The following is an 18,416-nucleotide window of genomic DNA, read 5'->3' on the forward strand; positions in this document are numbered from 1 at the left end:
GCATCCGATCGGCTCGGGACACGAGGTGCGATTCGCGCACGACCGCGCGAAGAGTTCCAGTGCGTCACCGCAAGCGCCCGATCTCGCATGGGCGGTCTTCGGTAGTGGCTGCCGGATCAAGCGATCCGGCCGCTTCGATCGACGGCCGTCAGGAAGTTCGGCGGGCCCGCGTGCGTGATGTCGCGAAACAGACGAACACGAGAATCAAAGAGGACGACATACGTATGTCAGCAGTTGAAATCGAAGACGGCGTCTACGAAGCCACCGCAGTCATCGACAACGGGAGCTTCGGTTCCCGCACCATCCGATTCGAGACCGGCCGGCTGGCCAAGCAGGCCGCCGGCGCCGTCGTCGCCTACCTCGACGACGAGACCATGCTCCTGTCGGCCACCACGGCCAGCAAGTCGCCGAAGGACCACTTCGACTTCTTCCCGCTGACCATCGACGTCGAAGAGCGCATGTACGCCGCGGGCCGCATCCCCGGCTCGTTCTTCCGCCGCGAGGGCCGTCCCTCGACGGACGCCATCCTGACCTGCCGCCTGATCGACCGGCCGCTGCGTCCGACGTTCGTGTCGGGGCTGCGCAACGAGATCCAGGTCGTCGTCACGATCCTGAGCCTGGATCCCAAGGATCTGTACGACGTGCTGGCGATCAACGCCGCGTCGGCGTCCACCCAGATCTCGGGTCTGCCGTTCGCCGGCCCCGTCGGCGGCGTGCGCGTCGCCCTCATCGACGGCCAGTGGGTCGCGTTCCCCACCGTCGAGCAGCTCGAGGACGCCGTGTTCGACATGGTGGTCGCGGGTCGCAAGGCCGGTGACGACGTCGCCATCATGATGGTCGAGGCCGAGGCCACCGACCGGGTCATCGAACTCGTCGCCGGTGGCGCGGGTGCTCCCACCGAGGCCGTCGTGGCCGAGGGCCTGGAGGCCGCCAAGCCGTTCATCGCCGCACTGTGCACCGCGCAGCAGGAGCTGTTCGAGGCCGCAGGCAAGGAGACCGCCGACTACCCGCTGTTCCCCGAGTACCAGGACGACGTGTTCTACGCCGTCTCCTCGGTCGCCACCGACGAGCTGTCGAAGGCGCTGACCATCTCGGGCAAGGAAGAGCGCAACGACCGCACCGACGAGATCAAGGTCGAGGTGCTCGAGCGCCTCGCCGACACCTACGCCGGACGCGAGAAGGAGATCGGCGCCGCCTACCGCGCGCTGACCAAGAAGCTGGTCCGCCAGCGCATCCTGACCGATCACTTCCGCATCGACGGCCGCGGCATCACCGACATCCGCGCGCTGTCCGCCGAGGTCGCGGTCATCCCGCGCGCCCACGGCAGTGCGATCTTCGAGCGCGGCGAGACCCAGATCATGGGCGTCACCACCCTCGACATGGTCAAGATGGCCCAGCAGATCGACTCGCTGGGGCCGGAGACGTCCAAGCGCTACATGCACCACTACAACTTCCCGCCGTACTCGACCGGTGAGACCGGTCGCGTCGGTTCGCCCAAGCGTCGCGAGATCGGCCACGGCGCGCTCGCCGAGCGTGCGTTGATGCCGGTGCTGCCGAGCGTCGCGGAGTTCCCGTACGCCATCCGTCAGGTCTCGGAGGCGCTCAGCTCCAACGGTTCGACCTCCATGGGTTCGGTGTGTGCGTCGACGCTGTCGCTGCTGAACGCCGGCGTGCCGCTCAAGGCGCCGGTCGCGGGCATCGCGATGGGCCTGGTGTCCGACGACGTCGAGGTGGACGGCAAGACCGAGCGTCGCTTCGTCACCCTCACCGACATCCTCGGCGCCGAGGATGCGTTCGGCGACATGGACTTCAAGTGCGCCGGCACGAAGGACTTCGTCACCGCGCTGCAGCTCGACACCAAGCTCGACGGCATCCCGTCGAGCGTGCTGGCCGGTGCGCTGTCGCAGGCCAAGGACGCCCGCATCACGATTCTCGAGGTCATGGCCGAGGCCATCGACGAGCCCGACGAGATGAGCCCCTACGCGCCGCGCATCACGACCATCAAGGTGCCGATCGACAAGATCGGCGAGGTCATCGGCCCCAAGGGCAAGATGATCAACTCGATCACCGAGGAGACCGGCGCGTCGATCTCCATCGAGGACGACGGCACGGTGTTCGTCGGTGCGTCCAACGGCGAGGCGGCGCAGGCGGCGATCGACAAGATCAACGCCATCGCCAACCCGCAGCTGCCCAAGACCGGTGAGCGGTTCCTCGGAACCGTGGTCAAGACGACGGACTTCGGTGCGTTCGTCTCGCTGCTGCCCGGCCGCGACGGCCTGGTGCACATCAGCAAGCTGGGCCGTGGCAAGCGGATCAACAAGGTCGAGGACGTCGTGAAGGTCGGTGACAAGCTCCGCGTGGAGATCGCCGACATCGACAACCGCGGCAAGATCTCGTTGGTGCTGGTCGCCGAGGACGAGGCAGCCGAGGCCCCGGCCAACGGCACCGCCCCGGACGCGGCTGCTGCACCTGCCGATGCCGCGACCGCGGACAGCTGACTCGGTACGGCGCACAACCCTCCCCGGAGGGTTGCGCGTCGTCACGGAGTTCATCCCGTCGGTGCACTCGGCGTCGGTCGGCCTGTGGGTCGGCGTCGGGTCCCGCGACGAGGGACGCAGCGTGGCAGGTGCCGCGCACTTCCTCGAACACCTGCTGTTCAAGTCGACCCCGACGCGGTCGGCGGTGCAGATCGCCCAGGCGGTCGACGCCGTCGGCGGTGAGCTGAACGCGTTCACCGCGCGTGAGCACACCTGCTACTACGCCCACGTGCTCGACGACGACCTGGAACTCGCGGTCGATCTGGTGGCCGACGTGGTGCTGCGCGGACGGTGTGCCGCCGACGACGTCGAGGTCGAACGCGACGTCGTGCTCGAGGAGATCGCCATGCGCGACGACGATCCCGAGGACACCCTCGGGGACGTCTTCCTGTCGGCGATGTTCGGCGACCATCCGGTCGGACGTCCGGTGATCGGCAGCGTCGAGTCGGTCACCGACATGACGCGTACGCAGCTGCACTCGTTCCACGTGCGGCGGTACACGCCCGAGCGCATGGTCCTGGCGGTGGCGGGCAACGTCGACCACGCGAAGGTGGTGCGTCTGGCGCGCAAGCACTTCGGGCCGAAATTGGCCGTGGAGGCGACGCCCACCCCGCCGCGCAAGGGCACCGGCAAGATCTCGACCGAGCCGACGCTGCAGCTGGTCAACCGGGACACCGAGCAGACCCACATGTTCCTCGGGGTGCGCACGCCGGGCAGGCACTGGGATCACCGCTGGGCGCTGGCGGTGCTCAACGGCGCGCTCGGTGGCGGATTGAGTTCCCGCCTGTTCCAACAGATCCGGGAGACCCGCGGGCTGGCGTACTCGGTGTACTCGACCATCGACACGTTCTCCGACGCGGGCGCGCTGTCCGTGTACGCGGGCTGCCTGCCGGAGCGGTTCGACGAAGTGGTCCGCGTGACCACCGACGTGCTCGCCGACATCGGGCGCGACGGGATCACCGAGGGCGAGTGCCGGATCGCGAAGGGCTCGCTGCGGGGCGGTCTGGTGCTCGGCCTGGAGGACTCCGCGTCGCGGATGCACCGACTGGGCCGCAGTGAGATGAACTACGGCAGCCACCGCAGCATCGCCGAGACCCTGCAGCTGATCGACGCGGTCACGCTCGAGGAGGTGAACGGGATTGCACGCCAACTGCTCTCGCAGCCGTTCGGTGCGGCAGTACTCGGACCTCACCGGTCGCGGCGCTCGCTGCCGAAGCCGCTGAAGTCCCTGGCGGTGTGATGCGCCGCCGCAGCCTGCTGATCGGCGGTGGCGTACTCGCCGCGCTGGCGGCGTGTGCGGAAAAGCCGACGCTCGCCGACCCGGTGATGCCGATGCCGCCGGTGGAGGACCGCCTCGCCGCGCTGGAGCACCGGTTCGGGGCGTTCGTCGGCGTGTACGCCGAGAACCTCGACACGGGCCGGTCGGTGGCGCACCGCGCGGACGATCCGTTCGCGATGTGCTCGACGTTCAAGGCGTACGCCGGGGGCCGCGTCCTGCAGAAGGCGGCGGCCGGCGAACTGAACCTCACCGACGCCGTCACCATCGACCGCTCCGACATCCTGCCGTACTCGCCGGTCACCGAGACGCGGGTCGATCAGACCATGACGATCGAGGAACTGTGCGTGGCCGCGGTCCAACTTAGCGACAACGCCGCGGCCAATTGGCTGCTGCGGATCATCGGGGGTCCGTCGCGGATCACCGACTTCGCGCGCACGCTCGGTGACGACCGGACCCGGCTCGACCGCTGGGAGCCGGAGTTGAACTCGGCGATCCCCGGCGACCTGCGCGACACCAGCACGCCGCGCGCGATCGGCTCGAGCTTCCGCGCGATGCTGACCGGGGAGGCGTTGGGCGCGCCCCAGCGCCGCACCCTCGACGAGTGGCTGCGGGGCAACGAGACATCCAGCATGCGTGCCGGGCTGCCGCCGGGGTGGACCACCGCCGACAAGACCGGCAGCGGCGACTACGCCACCGCCAACGACGTGGGCATCGCCTACGGGCCGGACGGCCAGCGCCTGCTGCTGGCGTTCATGACGCGCACGCAGTCCGACGATCCGGACGCCGCGACGCTGCGTCCGCTGGTGGGCGAGCTCGCCACCGTCGTCGTCCCGTACGTGACCGGCGGCTAGCGCAGGCGCAACGAGTCGTCGCGGCGCAGCACGAAGAAGTACGGGTTGCGCAGGCCGCGTAGGTCCATCGCGCCGATCACGGTCTGCTCGTCGAGCTGACGGAAGACGTCGTTGATGGGCAGCTGGTCGTACAGCATGGTCGCGGTGTCGACGCCGCGGTAGCGCGTGGTGCGCAGCCGGGCCTTCGGGGCGCGGGTCTTCAGGACGGGATCCAGCACGTTGATCACGCCGCGCAGGTTCTGCTTCTTGAGCGCGGGGATCTTGGTGGCCACGCCCATCCCGCCGAATGCGAGGAGCGGATTGAGCGCCCACAGCGCGGCGCGGTCCCTCGTCGGGAACAGCAGCGGGTGCACGGTTTCGGCGTCCACGAACTGCTTGCCCCACCATCCGCTGGACTCGAGCATGCCGTCGAGCGGGTGGCCGGTGGGCAGCTCGTCACCGTGCCAGGTGCCGATCATGAACTCGGGCGTCGCGGCGGGCGACGCGTCGAACAGGGCCAGGGCGTCCGCGGTGGTGGTCGGCGCGGTGGGGAGCACGTCGGCGAGAGTCATGCGACCACCGTACTTGACACCCGTCAAGAAAATCATCGCCCGGCCGGCGCACTGAGGCACCGACCGGGCGAGAGGGGGAGAAGCGTGCAGCGGATCAGGCGAGGACGGTCGCCGGATCCGTGAAGGGGAGTTCGAGGTCGGCGGCCACCTGCTCGGACAGCAGAGCGCCCTCGTGCGTCGAGAGTCCCTTCGCCAGCGCCGGATCGGCCGCGCATGCCGACTGCCATCCCTTGTCGGCCAACTTGAGCACGTACGGCATGGTGGCGTTGGTCAGCGCGAACGTCGAGGTCCGCGGGACCGCGCCCGGCATGTTGGCGACGCAGTAGAAGACGGTGTCGTGCACGGCGAACGTCGGATCGTCGTGGGTGGTGGGCCGGGAATCCTCGAAGCAGCCGCCCTGGTCGATCGCGATGTCGACCAGCACCGCACCCGACTTCATGTGCGAGACGGTGGAATTGGTGACCAGCTTGGGCGCCTTGGCACCCGGGACGAGGACGGCGCCGATCACCAGGTCGGCCGCCTTGACGGCCTCCTCGAGTTCCAGCGTCGACGAGTAGCGGGTCTCGATGCTGCCGCCGTACTCGGCGTCGATCTTGCGCAGCGTGTTGACGTTCAGGTCGAAGACGGTGACGTGTGCGCCCATGCCCTTGGCGACGGCGGCGGCGTTGTCGCCGGCCATGCCGCCACCGATGACGACCACCTTCGCCGGTGCGACGCCGGGGACGCCACCCATCAGCACGCCGCGACCGCCGTGCGTGCGCATCAGGTGGTAGGCGCCGACCTGTGCGGCGAGGCGGCCCGCGACCTCGCTCATGGGGGCCAGCAGCGGCAGTGCGCCGTCGGCGGTCTGCACGGTCTCGTAGGCGATCGAGGTGGTGCCCGACGTCATCAGGGCGTCGGTGCACGGCTTGGACGCCGCGAGGTGGAGGTAGGTGAAGAGCGTCTGGCCCTTCCGCATGCGGCCGTACTCGGCCTCGATGGGCTCCTTGACCTTGAGCAGCAGCTCGGCCTCGGCCCACACCTCGTCGGCGGTGTCGACCACCGTCGCGCCGGCGGCCTTGAAGTCGTTGTCCGAGATCGCGGAACCGGTGCCGGCTCCGGCCTCGATCAGCACCTCGTGGCCGCGGCGGGTCAGTTCGGCCACGCCCGCGGGGGTGATGGCGACGCGGTACTCGTTGTTCTTGATCTCGGCGGGGACTCCGACGCGCACGATGGCTCCTAGGTTGGCGATGCGACCCCTAAATTGTGAAGAAACAGCGGTAATGCCGCAATAGATGTGCGGATCATTCGATAAAGTCATGTCATGACGCAAGGATCATCGATCTCGTCGGCAGGCGCGACGGCCTCGCCGAAGAATGTTCGACCCGTCGACCTCGACGACGTCGACCGCCGGATCGTGACCGCCGTGCACGCCGATGCAAGGATCTCCAACAGCGCGCTCGCCGACCTCGTCGGCGTCGCGGCCTCGACCTGTCACGGGCGGGTGCGACGCCTGCAGGAGGTGGGCGTGATCCGCGGGTTCCACGCCGACATCGACCCGTCGGCGATCGGACTGCCGCTGCAGGCGATGATCTCGGTGAGTCTGCAGTCCAACGCCCGCGGCAAGATCGAGGGCTTCATCGAACACATCCGGCGACGACCCCAGGTCATGGACGTCTACTTCCTGGCCGGCGCCGACGACTTCATCCTGCACGTCGCGGCGCGCGACACCGACGACCTGCGGTCGTTCGTGGTGCAGAACCTCAACGCCGACGCCGACGTGGCGGGCACCCAGACGTCGCTGATCTTCGAACACCTGCGTGGGGCGTCGCCGCTGTGAGCGTCGACGACGACCTCGACGCGCTGTACGGCGTGCGGCCCGAGGAGTTCACGGCCCGCCGCAAGGAGCTGTCGGCGGCGGCGAAGAAGCGCGGTGAGGCCGATGCGGCCAAGGAGATCGCGGCGGCACGGCGGCCGACCACCGCCGCGTGGGTGGTGAACCGACTCGTGCGCGCCGACGCGACGGCCGTGCCGCGTCTGGCCGACCTCAGCGAGGGACTGCGATCCGCCCACGCCGAGATGGACGGCGCCCGCATCCGCGACCTCACCGCGGGGCAGCGGAAGCTGGTGCACGAGCTGGTTCGTACCGCGTTCTCCGCGGCCGACCTCGACGACCCGTCGGCCGCGCTGCGCGACGAGGTGACCGACACGCTGCAGGCCGCGATCGCCGACCCCGACGTCGCCGCGCGGCTGGGCAGGCTGGCGAAGGCCGAACGGTATTCGGGCTTCGGGGGATTCGGCCCGTCTGCGGTGGAGCCGGTCTCGCGGGCCACGCCCTCCACGCCAAAGCGGTCCTCGCGTCCCGCCCGTCCGGAGCGCTCCGCGGCCGCCGAGCCCGCGCCTGCCGCGCCCGCACCTGCCGCGCCCAAGGGTCCCACCGCTGCGGAGCGACGGGCGGCCGCCGCTCGCGTCAAGCGGGCGACGCAGAAGGCCAAGGCCGCTCGGTCGGACCAGGAGCGCGCGGACAAGGAGGCCGCCGAGCGGCGCAGCACCGTGTCGACCGCGCGACGGCGCTACGAGCGGTTGCTCGAGCAGCTGAGCGAGGCCGAGCGCGAAGTCGACACGGCGAGTTCGCGATTGACGGACGCCGAGGCCGAGGCGTCCGCGGCCAACGACCGACTCGAGGCGGCCACCTCGGCGCTGGCCGAGGCCGAGTCCGCGCAGGCCGCACTCGACGGGTGAGTCGCGACTCAGGCGGCGTCGTCCGCCTCGGGTGGCTGCAGGAGCCGCTCCGGGTGGTGCAGGTCGTTGACACGGGCCTGGCCGTTGTCGGCGTCCGGCGGGGGGATCCATTCGGTGCGGCCGTCGTTGCGGCGCCGGGTGGTCCAGTCGGTGCGTTCGACGAGTCGGTTGTCGGGCCCGCACGCGAAGGTGAGGTCGTCGACGTCGGTGCGGCCGCCGTGCTTCCAGTCCGCAGCGGCGTGGTGGACCTGGGAGTGGTAGCCGTCGACGAGACAGCCGGGTCGGGTGCAGCCGCGATCGCGGGCATGCAGCACGATGCGTTGAGCGGCGTTGGCGCACCGCTTGGTTCGGCCCAGGTAGAGGCTCTGCCCGGTGTGGGCGTCGTAGACGTAGAGGTAGTGGTGGGCGTGTGCGGCCATCCGGATGAGGTCGCGCATCGGGAGCAGCGTTCCGCCGGCGGTGACGGCGTGCCCGGCTGCTGACTCCAGGTCCTGCAGGGTGGTCGAGACGATGACGGTGACCGGTAGGCCGTTGAGCTGACCCAGGGTGTTCGAGCCGAGGATCATGCGGCCCATGGCGAGCAGCGCGTCGTGGTTTCGCTGTGCGGGGCTGCGATGGTCGCGGGTGGCGGTGTCGGCAGCGGGTTCCCCGTCGATCGTGGGTTGGTCGTCGTCGGGGTTGCTCGTGCCGGGGGCGGCGAGCTTGGCCAGGACCGCTTCGAGGACCGCCCGCATCTCCGGGGTGAGGTCGCCGCGGATGGTGCTCATCCCGTCGGGGCGCTGTTGGGAGAGGGTGACACCGCGCTGGCGTTCGCGGTCGGCGTCGGTGAAGTCGCCGTCGGGATGCAGGAGCGCGTTGAGTAGGTTCACGGCCTTGCGCAATCCTTCGGGGCCGTGGTGGCAGGCGATGCGGACGAGGTCGGCCTCGGCGGCGATGCGGGTGGTCGGGTCGACGCGGTCGGGCAGCTTGGCGAAGAACTTGCGGATGAGGGCGACGTGCTCGGAGGTGATCGATCCCGCGCTCTGAGCGGCGGCGGTCTGCTCGAGGACCGGGGGCAGGGGTTGCCCGGTGAGGGTGCGCCGGGGGCCGAGGTCCTTTGCTTCGCCGATGCGGCGGGCGGCTTCGCCGGCGCTGATGCGGAGTCGGTGGGCCAGCAGCTTGGTCGGCGAGGTGGCGCCGTAGTCGATCGGGTTGATCTCGGTGACGATCCGGTTGAGGACGCGGTGATCGACCGCGGGCAGGGAGCGTCGGGTGTGCTCGATGGCGTCGAGGACGGTGAGGAGTTCGGAGTGGCTGGCGGCGTCGACGTCGGCGGCCAACAGATCGGCCACCGCGGCGCGCAAGGCCTGCGCCGCGTCCACCAGATCGATTGCCATGGTTCGAACACTAGTACGAGGGTCCGACAGGTTGGGCCGTCGGTGAGACGGATGAAACCGTTGTGGCGCATGAGTTTTGGAGAATTCTTGAGTGGCCAGTTACGTGCCGTTTCCGGGCATGCATGCGCACCAACTGGCCATTCGCGAGCGTGCGCACAGTCAGGTTTTCACCCGGCGTGTCGCCCGCAAACACGCACGCTCGCCGGAGAAGGGAGCACGCTCGCCGGGGGAGGGGGTCAGGCGCGGATCAGGTCCGGGTGGAAGGCGGCGACCATGCGGCGGATGCCGTCGCGCCAGTCGACGGTGGTGCCGCCGACGAGGTCGCGCATCAGCGTCACGTCGGTCGGCCCGCCGCGTAGCGCCTCGTCGGACTCGACGAATTTCGGCTCCCTGCCGATGAGTTCGCCGATGAACGTGCACCACTCCTGCAGGCTGACGGTCTGCTCGCCGCACCAGTTGACGGTGGTCGCCGGCACCGAGGCCGCCGCGAGCAGCTTGGGGACGGTGGCGATCACGTCGTCCTCGTGGATGGGGTTGTAGCGGGCGGGGCCACCGGGCGGCACTGGAATCGGCGTGCCCGCCAGCATCATCTCCATGTGGAAGAACGGCCAGCCGCCGTTGTCGCCGTAGGGCACGTTGAGTCGCGCGATGACGGTCGGCAGGTCCAGTGCCCGCGCCATCGTCCGGGCGACGACCTCGCCGGCGATTTTCGAGATCGAGTAGGTGGGGAGCATGGGCTTGTGATTGTCGCCGAGGGCCGAGCGCTCGGTTCGGGGTTCGTCGTCGGGTGGGTCGTAGACCGCCGCCGACGAGCAGTGCAGGAACGCCGTCGCCTCGCGGCAGTGCGCCATCAGGAGTCCGACGGACTCGGCGTTGGCAGCCAGGTCCTTGTCCCAGCGGCCGCTCTTCGCGACGGCGAGGTTGATCACGTAGTCGAAGTCCGTCGGTAGCGCGCTGAAGTCGCCCGCCGCGAGGTTGACCGTCTCGCAGCGAATGTTGGCCCGCTCCAGCCTCTCTCGCGCATCTTGATCGGTGAAGCGGGCGATGCCCCACACCTCGTTGTCGCGGGCGAGCGCGAGGGCCAGGGGAGTGGCCACCTGACCGGTGGGCCCCGTGATCAAGATCTTGGATCCGAACATGGGCCCGATGCTAGGGCTCGCGTGGCGGGCGATGGCTCGAATCACGGATGCCGACGACGACGGCGCCCCCACCGAAGTGGAGGCGCCGCCCTTGGGTCGATCGATACTGCTAGCCGTCGGAGCCGCTGTCGCCGCTGCTGCTGCCGGCGCCACCCGAACCGGAGCCGCCCGTTCCGCCGGAACCACCCGCGCCGCCGACGTCACCCTGGCCGCCGTCACCGCCGCTGCCACCGGTGGCCTTGCCCGAACCGGTGGTCGCGGTGCCACCGCCGCCACCCGAGCCGCCGTTGCTCACCAGACCGCCGCCCGTGCCGCCGGTCCCGCCGGAGCCGCCCGTGCTGGCGCTGCCGCCCTTCGTCGAGCTGGTGCCGCCGGTGCCGCCGGTGCCGCCGCCGCCCACGATGGAGCCGCCGCTGCCCGCGTCGCCGCCCGAGCCCGCCGTCGAGCTGCCGCCGCTGGTGTTGGTGGCATTGCCGCCCGAGCCGCCGTTGCCGCCGGTGCCCAGCACCGCCGTGCTGCCGCCGTCGCCGGCGTTGCCACCGGTGGTGGAGCCGTTGGTGGTCGTCGCGGAGCCTCCGCCGCCGCCGGTCCCGCCGTTGCCGAGGACGCCCGTCGCGCCGCCGTCGCCGCCGGACCCGCCGGTCGCGGGACCGCCCGGGAAGATGCTGATGTTGGACGTCTGGCCGGTGCCACCCGCTCCGCCGTTGCCGGCGTCGCCGAGGACGACGCCACCGTTTCCACCGTTGCCGCCGGCACCGCCGTTGGCGGCGTTGATCCCGGTCTGCGCGTTGCCGCCCGTGCCGCCGCTGCCGCCGGCCCCGAGCGCTCCGGCCTGCCCGCCGTCGCCGCCGGCGCCGCCCTGGGACGCGAGAACGCCGGCGCCGTTGCCCGCCCCGCCGTTGCCGCCGCTGCCCGCGTTGCCGAGCACGATGCCGCCCGCGCCGCCGTCGCCACCCGCGCCGCCGACGATCCCGGCCCCGCCGTTGCCGCCGTTGCCGCCGCTGCCGAGCAGGCCGCCGCCGTTGCCGCCGTCGCCACCTGCCTGGCCGCCGACCCCGGGCAGGCCGCTGCCGCCGGCGCCGCCGGTGCCGATCAGGCCGGCGTTCCCGCCGTCGCCGCCGATGAGCGACGTGCCGCCGTTTCCGATGATGCCGCCCTGACCGCCGTTGCCCGCGAGCGACGAGCCGCCGCTGCCGAGGACGAGCGCGCCGCTGCCACCGTTGCCGGTCGTCAACGCGGTGCCGCCGTTGCCCGCCACCAGGCCGCCGGTGCCACCGGTACCGGTGGCGGTCAGCCCGCCGTCACCGATGAGGAGGCCGCCGTTGCCGCCGGTGCCGGAGCCGGACGCGCCGCCGGTGCCGATCAGGCCGGCGTTGCCGCCGTTGCCGGTGAGCGACGAACCGCCGTTGCCGAGCAGCAGACCGCCGGCTCCGCCCTGTCCGCCTGCGGCGCTTGACGATCCGCCGGTGCCGATGAGGAGGCCGGCGTTGCCGCCGTTGCCCGTCGCCGACGAGGAGCCGTTGCTGATCAGGGCCCCGAGGATGCTGTTGAGGAAACTTCCGAGGAAGACCGGCTGGATCTCGTATGACCGGGTCTGCGGCGCCGCCACGGTCCCCGACGTCATCGCGGCGGTCAGTCCCGCCGCGCCACCCCCGGCCAGCACGCCCGCGGCCAGGGTGGCGGTGGCGATGGTCCTCTTCTTGCCGGCCTTCTTCTTGCTGTGCTTCGCCATGAAACGAACTCCCCCTCATTTGCCAATGCAGTGACCAAGTTTGTCTGCAGCTAATCAACGACGCCCGTGCACGCAGTATGTTGCCACGTGTTTCAGTTCGGGTCCAGCAAATCTTCGGTGAAGTCGATACGCGTGTCGAGCAGACCCGTCGGGATCACGCACCACGACGGTGCGTTGCATCAATCATGCTGCTACAAAGCCGGATACGTTGTCACGGGTGCCGTTAGGGGCCTGTGATTGACCTCAGCGAAGATTTCCACCATGGCCGTCGGCGTCGACCGAGATCGCACGACGGGGCGTCACCGGACCACCCGGCAATCACCGGATCGACCGTCTCCACGCGATGCGGACAGGACCATGGCTAGGTAGTGGCACCGGCGGCACAACGTTGCTCGACAGTGCAGGATTCGCTCGTCGGTCCGCCGCTGAGCCCAGTCGATAGGGTGAGCGCATGCGAGTTGGAGTGCTGGGCGCCAAGGGCAAGGTCGGAGCCACCATCGTCGAGGGCGTCGACGCCGCCGACGACCTCGTGTTCTCCGCGGGCGTCGACGCGGGGGACGCGCTCTCGACGTTCGTCGACACCGAGACGGCCGTGGTCGTGGACTTCACCCATCCGAGCGTGGTGATGGACAACCTGAAGTTCCTGATCGACAACGGCATTCACGCAGTGGTCGGAACCACCGGGTTCACCGACGAGCGGATCGCCCAGGTCGAGCAGTGGCTCTCGGACTCGCCGGGGACCGCAGTGCTCATCGCGCCGAACTTCGCGATCGGCGCGGTGCTGTCCATGCAGTTCGCGAAGCAGGCGGCGCGATTCTTCGAGTCGGTCGAGATCATCGAACTGCACCATCCGCACAAGGCCGACGCGCCGTCGGGAACGGCGGCGCGGACGGCCCGGCTGATCGCCGAGGCCCGAAGGGGATTGCCGCCCAACCCCGATGCCACCAGCACCGGGATCGAGGGGGCCCGCGGCGCCGACGTCGACGGCGTGCCGGTGCACTCGGTGCGGCTTGCCGGTCTGGTGGCGCATCAGGAGGTGCTGTTCGGGACGCAGGGCGAGACGCTCGTCATCCGGCACGACAGCCTGGATCGCACCTCGTTCGTACCCGGGGTGCTGCTGGCGGTACGGCACGTCGCGGAGCGGCCCGGCCTGACGGTGGGCATCGAGCCACTGCTCGACCTCTGAGGACTGGGACCATGGCGACGTCCGATGACTCCCGCGCACTGCGCATCCAGATCCTGATCGGCTTCATGTGTCTGGCGCTGGTCGTGTACTTCGTGCTGCTCGGGCGGGCCGGGGTCCTGCTCGTCACGTCCGGCAAGCCCGCCGCGATCGGTCTGGGCGCCGCGATCTTCATCATGCCGTTCATCGGACTCTGGGCGATGGTGGCCACGTTGCGTGCCGGGTTCACCCATCAGCGGTTGGCACGCCAGATGCGGGAGCAGGGCCGCGAACTCGACGTCAGCGCGCTGCCGCGCAGACCCTCCGGCCGGATCGAACGGGATGCGGCCGATGCGCTGTTCCAGGACGTCAAGGCCGAGGTCGAGGCGGATCCCGACGACTGGCGCGGCTGGTACCGACTGGCCCGCGCCTACGACTACGCGGGGGACCGCGGCCGGGCCAGGGAGACGATGAAGACCGCGGTCGAGATGGAGCGAACCGGTGGCAGCACGGTCGAGTGACGTGACCTGCCAAGCAGGGCCCGCCATCGCGGATACCGGGCTAGGTTGACACGACCAGCGGTCGCGTCGAGCCGGTGGATCATTGGATCGGAGGCCCGAGCATGGACGCCCTCGTCAACGCCGACAACTTCACCCGCGCGGAGACACACCGGATGTTCGCCGACATCCAGGCCGATGCCGGCGGGGTCGGCGTGTTCCGGCACAACCGTGAGCCCGCAGCGATCGACGAACAAACCGTCATCCGCCTGAACCGCGACACCCTGTACAGCTTCGCCGTCGTCGACCTCGCGGAGCCAGCGTGGCTGACGTTGCCCGATGCGGGTGACCGGTACATGTCGGTCATGGTCGTGAACGAGGATCACTTCATCAACGAGATCCTGCACGATCGGGGCCGTCATCAGTTGACGCGCGAACGCTGCGGATCGCGGTACGCCATGGTCGGGGTGCGGACACTCGTCGACCCGCTCGATCCCGTCGACGTCGCCGCCGTGCGGGCCCTGCAGGACAGGATCGTCCTCGAGACCGGGTCGTCGGAACCGTTCGCGTCGCCCGCCTACGACGAGTCGAGTCTGGACCGAACGCGCCAGTCCCTCCTCGACCTCGCCCGCGGGCTCACCGGCTTCGAGCGGTCGTTCGGCGCCCGGGACGAGGTGGACCCGGTACGTCACCTCATCGCCACTGCTGCCGGCTGGGGAGGGCTCCCGACCTCGGAGGCGTCCTACGTCGGCGTCGACCCCGGTCTGCCGCCAGGCTCCCATGACCTGACGCTCGGAAACGTCCCCGTCGATGCATTCTGGTCGGTGTCCGTCTACAACGCAGATGGGTTCTTCGAGCCCAACGCGCGGAACCTGTACTCCGTCAACAGCGTCACGGGAGTGCGCAACGGCGACGGCTCGACGACCGTACGGTTCCGCGCCGACGCCGACGGCGACGTACCGCCCAACTGCATCGTGACCCCGACGGGTTGGAACTACCTGATCCGGTTGTACCGACCGCGTGCCGAATACCTCGACGGAACGTGGACCGTGCCGTCACTCGTGCCAGCCGACGCCGACACGGCCACCTAGTGCCGCTCCTACTGATCGTCCACCACACCCCGTCACCGCACTGCCAGGAGATGTTGGAGGCGGTCGTCGCAGGTGCCACGGCGCCCGAGATCGAGGGCGTCGAGGTGATGCGCCGACCCGCCCTGACCGTGTCGCCGGTCGAGATGCTCGCCGCCGACGGGTACGTGCTGGGGACGCCGGTCAACCTCGGCTACCTCAGCGGCGCGCTCAAGCATGCGTTCGACCAGTCGTATTACCAGCTGCTGGACACCGGCCGGGGACGGCCCTTCGGGGTCTACCTGCACGGCAACGAGGGCACCGAAGGCGCCGAGCGCGCCCTCACCGGCATCACCGCCGGCCTGGGGTGGGCCCGCGCCGCTGACGACGTCGTCGTCTCCGGCAAGCCGAGCAAGGCCGACGTCGATGCGTGTTGGAACCTGGGCGCGACGGTCGCCGCCCAGCTGATGGACTGAGCCGACGAGGACGTGGATGAGCGTGAGCGGTGGGACTGAAGGATCCGGGCGGCTGGCCGGCAAATCGGCGTTGGTCACCGGGGCGGCGATGGGCATCGGCCGGGCGACCGCTGAACTGTTCGCCCGCGAGGGCGCCCGGCTTGTCGTCACCGACGTCGAAGGCGAACTGCTGCTCGCGCTCGCCGACCGGCTCCGGGAGCAGGGCACCGACGTGGAGACCGTGATCGGCGACGTCTCGGTCGAGGCCGACGCCCGGCGGATGATCGCGGCGGCCACCGATCGATACGGACGGCTCGACGTGCTGGTGGCCAATGCGGGCATCATCACCCTCGGCGACGCGACGGAGACGACGACCGCGGACTGGGACGAGGTGATGGCCGTCGACGGGCGGGGCATGTTCCTCACCTGCAAGTTCGCGATCGAGGCGATGGTGCCCACCGGTGGTGGGGCGATCGTGTGCCTCTCGTCGATCTCCGGTCTGGCCGGCCAGAAGCGGCAGGCGTCCTACGGTCCCGCGAAGTTCGTCGCGACCGGTCTGACCAAGCACCTCGCGGTCGAGTGGGCAGACCGCGGCATCCGGGTGAATGCCGTTGCGCCCGGGACGATCCGCACCGAACGCGTGATCGCGCTGCGTGGCGAACCCGGCGGGGCGGAGTACCTCGACGACGTCCAGCGCATGCACCCGATGGGACGTCTCGGCGAGCCGGTCGAGGTCGCCCGCGCCATCGCCTTCCTCGCCTCGGACGACGCCTCGTTCGTCACCGGCGCCGTGCTGCCCGTCGACGGGGGATTCCTGGCGCAGTAGTACGTGCCGCGCGTCCGTCTCCGATACGGTCGAGACCCGCTGGACTGACGGAGGAGAAGCATGCCTGGATTCGCCGAACTCGCCCTAGCCGGTGCACCGATCGCAGGAGGAGCACTGCTCGGCGCGGCCGCCGGGAACCTGCGCCCGCCGGATCTGCGCGGCACCATCAAGAAGGACATCGAGCTGCTCGAGAGCCTGCCGCCCGAGCAGACCGAACGCCGGGCCGAACTGCAGCGGGTCATCGACATGCGCATCGACGACATCATCGCCGGCATCGACAAGAGCCGGTCGATGCGTGAGATCGCGACGTCCTACCAGGGCAACTGGCGCGACATCGTGCTGTTCCTCTGCGGCATCCTCTTCACCATCGTGTGGTGGAACGTCCCGCACGGCCGCACCAACTGGCTGCTGATGTTCATCGTGATGGTCATCGCGTCGGTGCTGGCGGGCATCTACGCCGCCCGCGGCATCGTGCGGGCCGTCAGGTCTCTGAGGCGCTCCGGCGATCAGTAGTGGTAGGTGTCCGACGGCGCGGCCACGTGGCCGTCGTCGTCGCCGTACTGCGACTCGTGGATGCCGTAGGACTTCGCGAGGTCCAGGATCTTCGTCGCCCGCGCGATGCGGGGCAGGTCCGATCCGTTGCGGATCTCGCCGCCGTCGCGCTGGAACTCGGCGAAGAACTCCTTGGCCCAGCTGATCTCCTCCTGAGACGGGGAGAGTCCCTCGTTCACCGTCGAGCACTGATCCGGCGTCAGGCAGATCTTGCCGGTCATGCCGAACTCCGCGGACACGGCCGTGGCCTCGCTGAGCTTCAGTGCGCTGGACCCGACGGTCGGCCCGTCGATGGCGCTGGGCAGGTGTGCGGCCTTGGCGGCGATGGTGAACCGCGAGCGGGCGTAGGCCAGCGTCGCCGGGTTCTCCCCGAATCCCGTGTCGCGGCGAAAGTCGCCGATGCCGAAGGCCAGCCGGAACGTGCCCTTGGTCGCGGCGATCTCGGTGATGCGTTCGAGCCCGCGGGCGGTCTCGACGAGCGCGACGATCGGCACGCCGGGGATGCGCTTCGCGGTCTCGGTCACGTGGTCGACCGACTCGACCATCGCCAGCATGATGCCCCCGATGGACGTGTCGGCCAGCGTCTCGAGGTCGTCGGCCCACCACGGGGTGCCGAAGCCGTTGATACGGACCCAGTCGGACCGACCCTCGCCCAGCCACCGGGTGACGTTGTCCCGTGCGGCGGCCTTGTCCTTGGGCGCCACCGCGTCCTCGATGTCGAGGACGACGATGTCCGCGCGGGAGTGCGCCGCCGGGGCGAACCGCTCGTACTGCGCGCCGTTCACCAGCAGCCAGCTGCGTGCGAGCACCGGATCGATGCGGAATCCCGCGTCGCTGTCGTCTGATTCGGAGAACGTCTGGTCGTACACCGGCCAATCGTCGCCTACCGGCCCACGACGTGGCAAAACAGGTCGGTGAAACCCGCTCAGCGCAGCGCGGCGCCGAACACGCTCGCCATCGCCTGCCAGTGCCGTTCGGCGGCCGCCTCGTCGTACGGACCGTTGTCGGGGACCGCGAATCCGTGTGCGGCGTCGTAGAACTCGATGGTGTGCTCGACACCGGCCGTAGTGAGCGCCTTGTCCAGCGTCTCGGCCTGCTGGGGGGTGAACGACGCGTCGTCCGTGGCGCCGCCGACGTAGACCGTCGCGGAGATGACGTCGGCGAACAGGTGCGGGCTGTCCGAGTCATCGGTGACGAGGCCGCCGCCGTGGAACGACATGGCCGCGGCCACCCGTTCCGGCAGCCGGCCCGCGACCACGAGCGAGGTCCGGCCGCCCATGCAGTAACCCGTGGTGCCGAAGCTCGTGCCGCCGACCTCGGGTCGAGCCTCGAGGTAGTCGAAGAACGCCGCGGCGTCGCTCGCCATGATCGGCGGGGTGATCTGCGAGATCATCCCGAACAGGCGCTTGCGCTCGTCGGCATCGCTGAACACCGTCCCCATGTCGAACGGGGCCCAGTCGCCGTCGCGGTAGTAGACGTCGGGGACCAGCACGGCGTAGCCGAGGGCCGCCAGCTTCTCGGCCATGTCGACGAAGGTCCGTCGGGTGCCGCCGGCGTCCGGGTACAGGACGACGCCGGGCCAGGGACCCTCGCCGTCCGGTGTACTGAGTGTCACGGGGCAGGCCCCGTCGGCTGTGGTGATGACGTCGTTGATCGTCGGCATGGTCTTGG

At 70.0% G+C, this 18,416-nt stretch carries 18 protein-coding genes; 11 read left to right on the forward strand and 7 right to left on the reverse strand.

Annotation, left to right across the window (positions count from 1 at the left end; genetic code table 11):
- Positions 1-224 precede the first annotated feature (224 nt).
- The 3 genes from AC1MEY_RS06145 to bla are packed head-to-tail and all read left to right on the forward strand — an operon-like array spanning position 225 to position 4,667.
- The gene (locus AC1MEY_RS06145) at positions 225-2,498 is read left to right on the forward strand and encodes a polyribonucleotide nucleotidyltransferase (protein ID WP_480229812.1); all 2,274 of its coding nucleotides are present in this window, start codon (positions 225-227) and stop codon (positions 2,496-2,498) included.
- Complete coding sequence (locus tag AC1MEY_RS06150) at positions 2,476-3,777, forward strand: M16 family metallopeptidase (protein WP_480229813.1); 1,302 nt, start codon at positions 2,476-2,478, stop codon at positions 3,775-3,777. Before AC1MEY_RS06145 ends, AC1MEY_RS06150 begins: the two co-directional genes overlap by 23 nt.
- Entirely contained in the window at positions 3,777-4,667 is an 891-nt protein-coding gene (gene bla, locus AC1MEY_RS06155) for a class A beta-lactamase (protein WP_480229814.1), read from the forward strand. Before AC1MEY_RS06150 ends, bla begins: the two co-directional genes overlap by 1 nt.
- On the opposite strand, the gene AC1MEY_RS06160 is transcribed toward bla, so the two are convergent.
- On the reverse strand, positions 4,664-5,218 hold the full coding sequence (locus AC1MEY_RS06160) for a DUF4334 domain-containing protein (protein WP_480229815.1): 555 nt from the start codon (positions 5,216-5,218) through the stop codon (positions 4,664-4,666). The genes bla and AC1MEY_RS06160 overlap by 4 nt on opposite strands.
- A 94-nt stretch (positions 5,219-5,312) precedes the next feature.
- On the reverse strand, positions 5,313-6,428 hold the full coding sequence (ald, locus tag AC1MEY_RS06165) for an alanine dehydrogenase (RefSeq protein WP_480229816.1): 1,116 nt from the start codon (positions 6,426-6,428) through the stop codon (positions 5,313-5,315).
- Positions 6,429-6,521: 93 nt separating this feature from the next.
- Between ald and aldR the strand changes: the two genes are divergently transcribed.
- Positions 6,522-7,037 (forward strand): HTH-type transcriptional regulator AldR, encoded by a 516-nt coding sequence (gene aldR / locus AC1MEY_RS06170; RefSeq protein ID WP_480229817.1) that lies wholly within the window; start codon positions 6,522-6,524, stop codon positions 7,035-7,037.
- Positions 7,034-7,939 (forward strand): hypothetical protein, encoded by a 906-nt coding sequence (locus tag AC1MEY_RS06175; protein WP_480229818.1) that lies wholly within the window; start codon positions 7,034-7,036, stop codon positions 7,937-7,939. The genes aldR and AC1MEY_RS06175 overlap by 4 nt, the downstream gene beginning before the upstream one ends.
- Positions 7,940-7,947: 8 nt before the next feature.
- On the opposite strand, the gene AC1MEY_RS06180 is transcribed toward AC1MEY_RS06175, so the two are convergent.
- The 3 genes from AC1MEY_RS06180 to AC1MEY_RS06190 all read right to left on the reverse strand — a co-directional run bounded on the left by AC1MEY_RS06180 (position 7,948) and on the right by AC1MEY_RS06190 (position 12,186).
- Positions 7,948-9,315 carry an HNH endonuclease signature motif containing protein gene (locus tag AC1MEY_RS06180; RefSeq protein ID WP_480229819.1) on the reverse strand — a complete coding sequence of 456 codons (1,368 nt, stop codon included), beginning with the start codon at positions 9,313-9,315 and terminating at the stop codon, positions 7,948-7,950.
- Positions 9,316-9,551: 236 nt separating this feature from the next.
- Positions 9,552-10,454 (reverse strand): NAD-dependent epimerase/dehydratase family protein, encoded by a 903-nt coding sequence (locus tag AC1MEY_RS06185; RefSeq protein ID WP_480229820.1) that lies wholly within the window; start codon positions 10,452-10,454, stop codon positions 9,552-9,554.
- A gap of 109 nt (positions 10,455-10,563) precedes the next feature.
- Complete coding sequence (locus AC1MEY_RS06190) at positions 10,564-12,186, reverse strand: hypothetical protein (RefSeq protein ID WP_480229821.1); 1,623 nt, start codon at positions 12,184-12,186, stop codon at positions 10,564-10,566.
- Positions 12,187-12,637: 451 nt separating this feature from the next.
- On the opposite strand from AC1MEY_RS06190, the gene dapB reads away from it, so the two are divergent.
- The 6 genes from dapB (at position 12,638) to AC1MEY_RS06220 (ending at position 16,706) form a co-directional block, all read left to right on the forward strand.
- A complete protein-coding gene (dapB, locus tag AC1MEY_RS06195; RefSeq protein ID WP_480229822.1) occupies positions 12,638-13,372 on the forward strand; it encodes a 4-hydroxy-tetrahydrodipicolinate reductase in 735 nt (244 codons plus the stop codon).
- Between the two features lie 11 nt (positions 13,373-13,383).
- On the forward strand, positions 13,384-13,869 hold the full coding sequence (locus tag AC1MEY_RS06200; RefSeq protein ID WP_480229823.1) for a tetratricopeptide repeat protein: 486 nt from the start codon (positions 13,384-13,386) through the stop codon (positions 13,867-13,869).
- 101 nt (positions 13,870-13,970) lie between these two features.
- Complete coding sequence (locus AC1MEY_RS06205; protein ID WP_480229824.1) at positions 13,971-14,936, forward strand: DUF1214 domain-containing protein; 966 nt, start codon at positions 13,971-13,973, stop codon at positions 14,934-14,936.
- A 50-nt stretch (positions 14,937-14,986) separates the two neighbouring features.
- Entirely contained in the window at positions 14,987-15,388 is a 402-nt protein-coding gene (locus tag AC1MEY_RS06210; protein ID WP_480231329.1) for a flavodoxin family protein, read from the forward strand.
- Positions 15,389-15,404: 16 nt separating this feature from the next.
- Positions 15,405-16,193, forward strand: coding sequence for an SDR family NAD(P)-dependent oxidoreductase (locus AC1MEY_RS06215; RefSeq protein ID WP_480229825.1), 789 nt, complete (start codon positions 15,405-15,407; stop codon positions 16,191-16,193).
- 60 nt (positions 16,194-16,253) lie between these two features.
- Positions 16,254-16,706, forward strand: coding sequence for a hypothetical protein (locus AC1MEY_RS06220; RefSeq protein WP_480229826.1), 453 nt, complete (start codon positions 16,254-16,256; stop codon positions 16,704-16,706).
- On the opposite strand, the gene AC1MEY_RS06225 is transcribed toward AC1MEY_RS06220, so the two are convergent.
- A complete protein-coding gene (locus tag AC1MEY_RS06225; protein ID WP_480229827.1) occupies positions 16,700-17,614 on the reverse strand; it encodes an HpcH/HpaI aldolase/citrate lyase family protein in 915 nt (304 codons plus the stop codon). The two genes, AC1MEY_RS06220 and AC1MEY_RS06225, sit on opposite strands and share 7 nt — an antisense overlap.
- Before the next feature lie 56 nt (positions 17,615-17,670).
- Positions 17,671-18,408, reverse strand: coding sequence for a dienelactone hydrolase family protein (locus tag AC1MEY_RS06230; protein ID WP_480229828.1), 738 nt, complete (start codon positions 18,406-18,408; stop codon positions 17,671-17,673).
- Positions 18,409-18,416 lie beyond the last annotated feature (8 nt).

The organism is Mycobacterium sp. PTI7 (assembly GCF_056679845.1).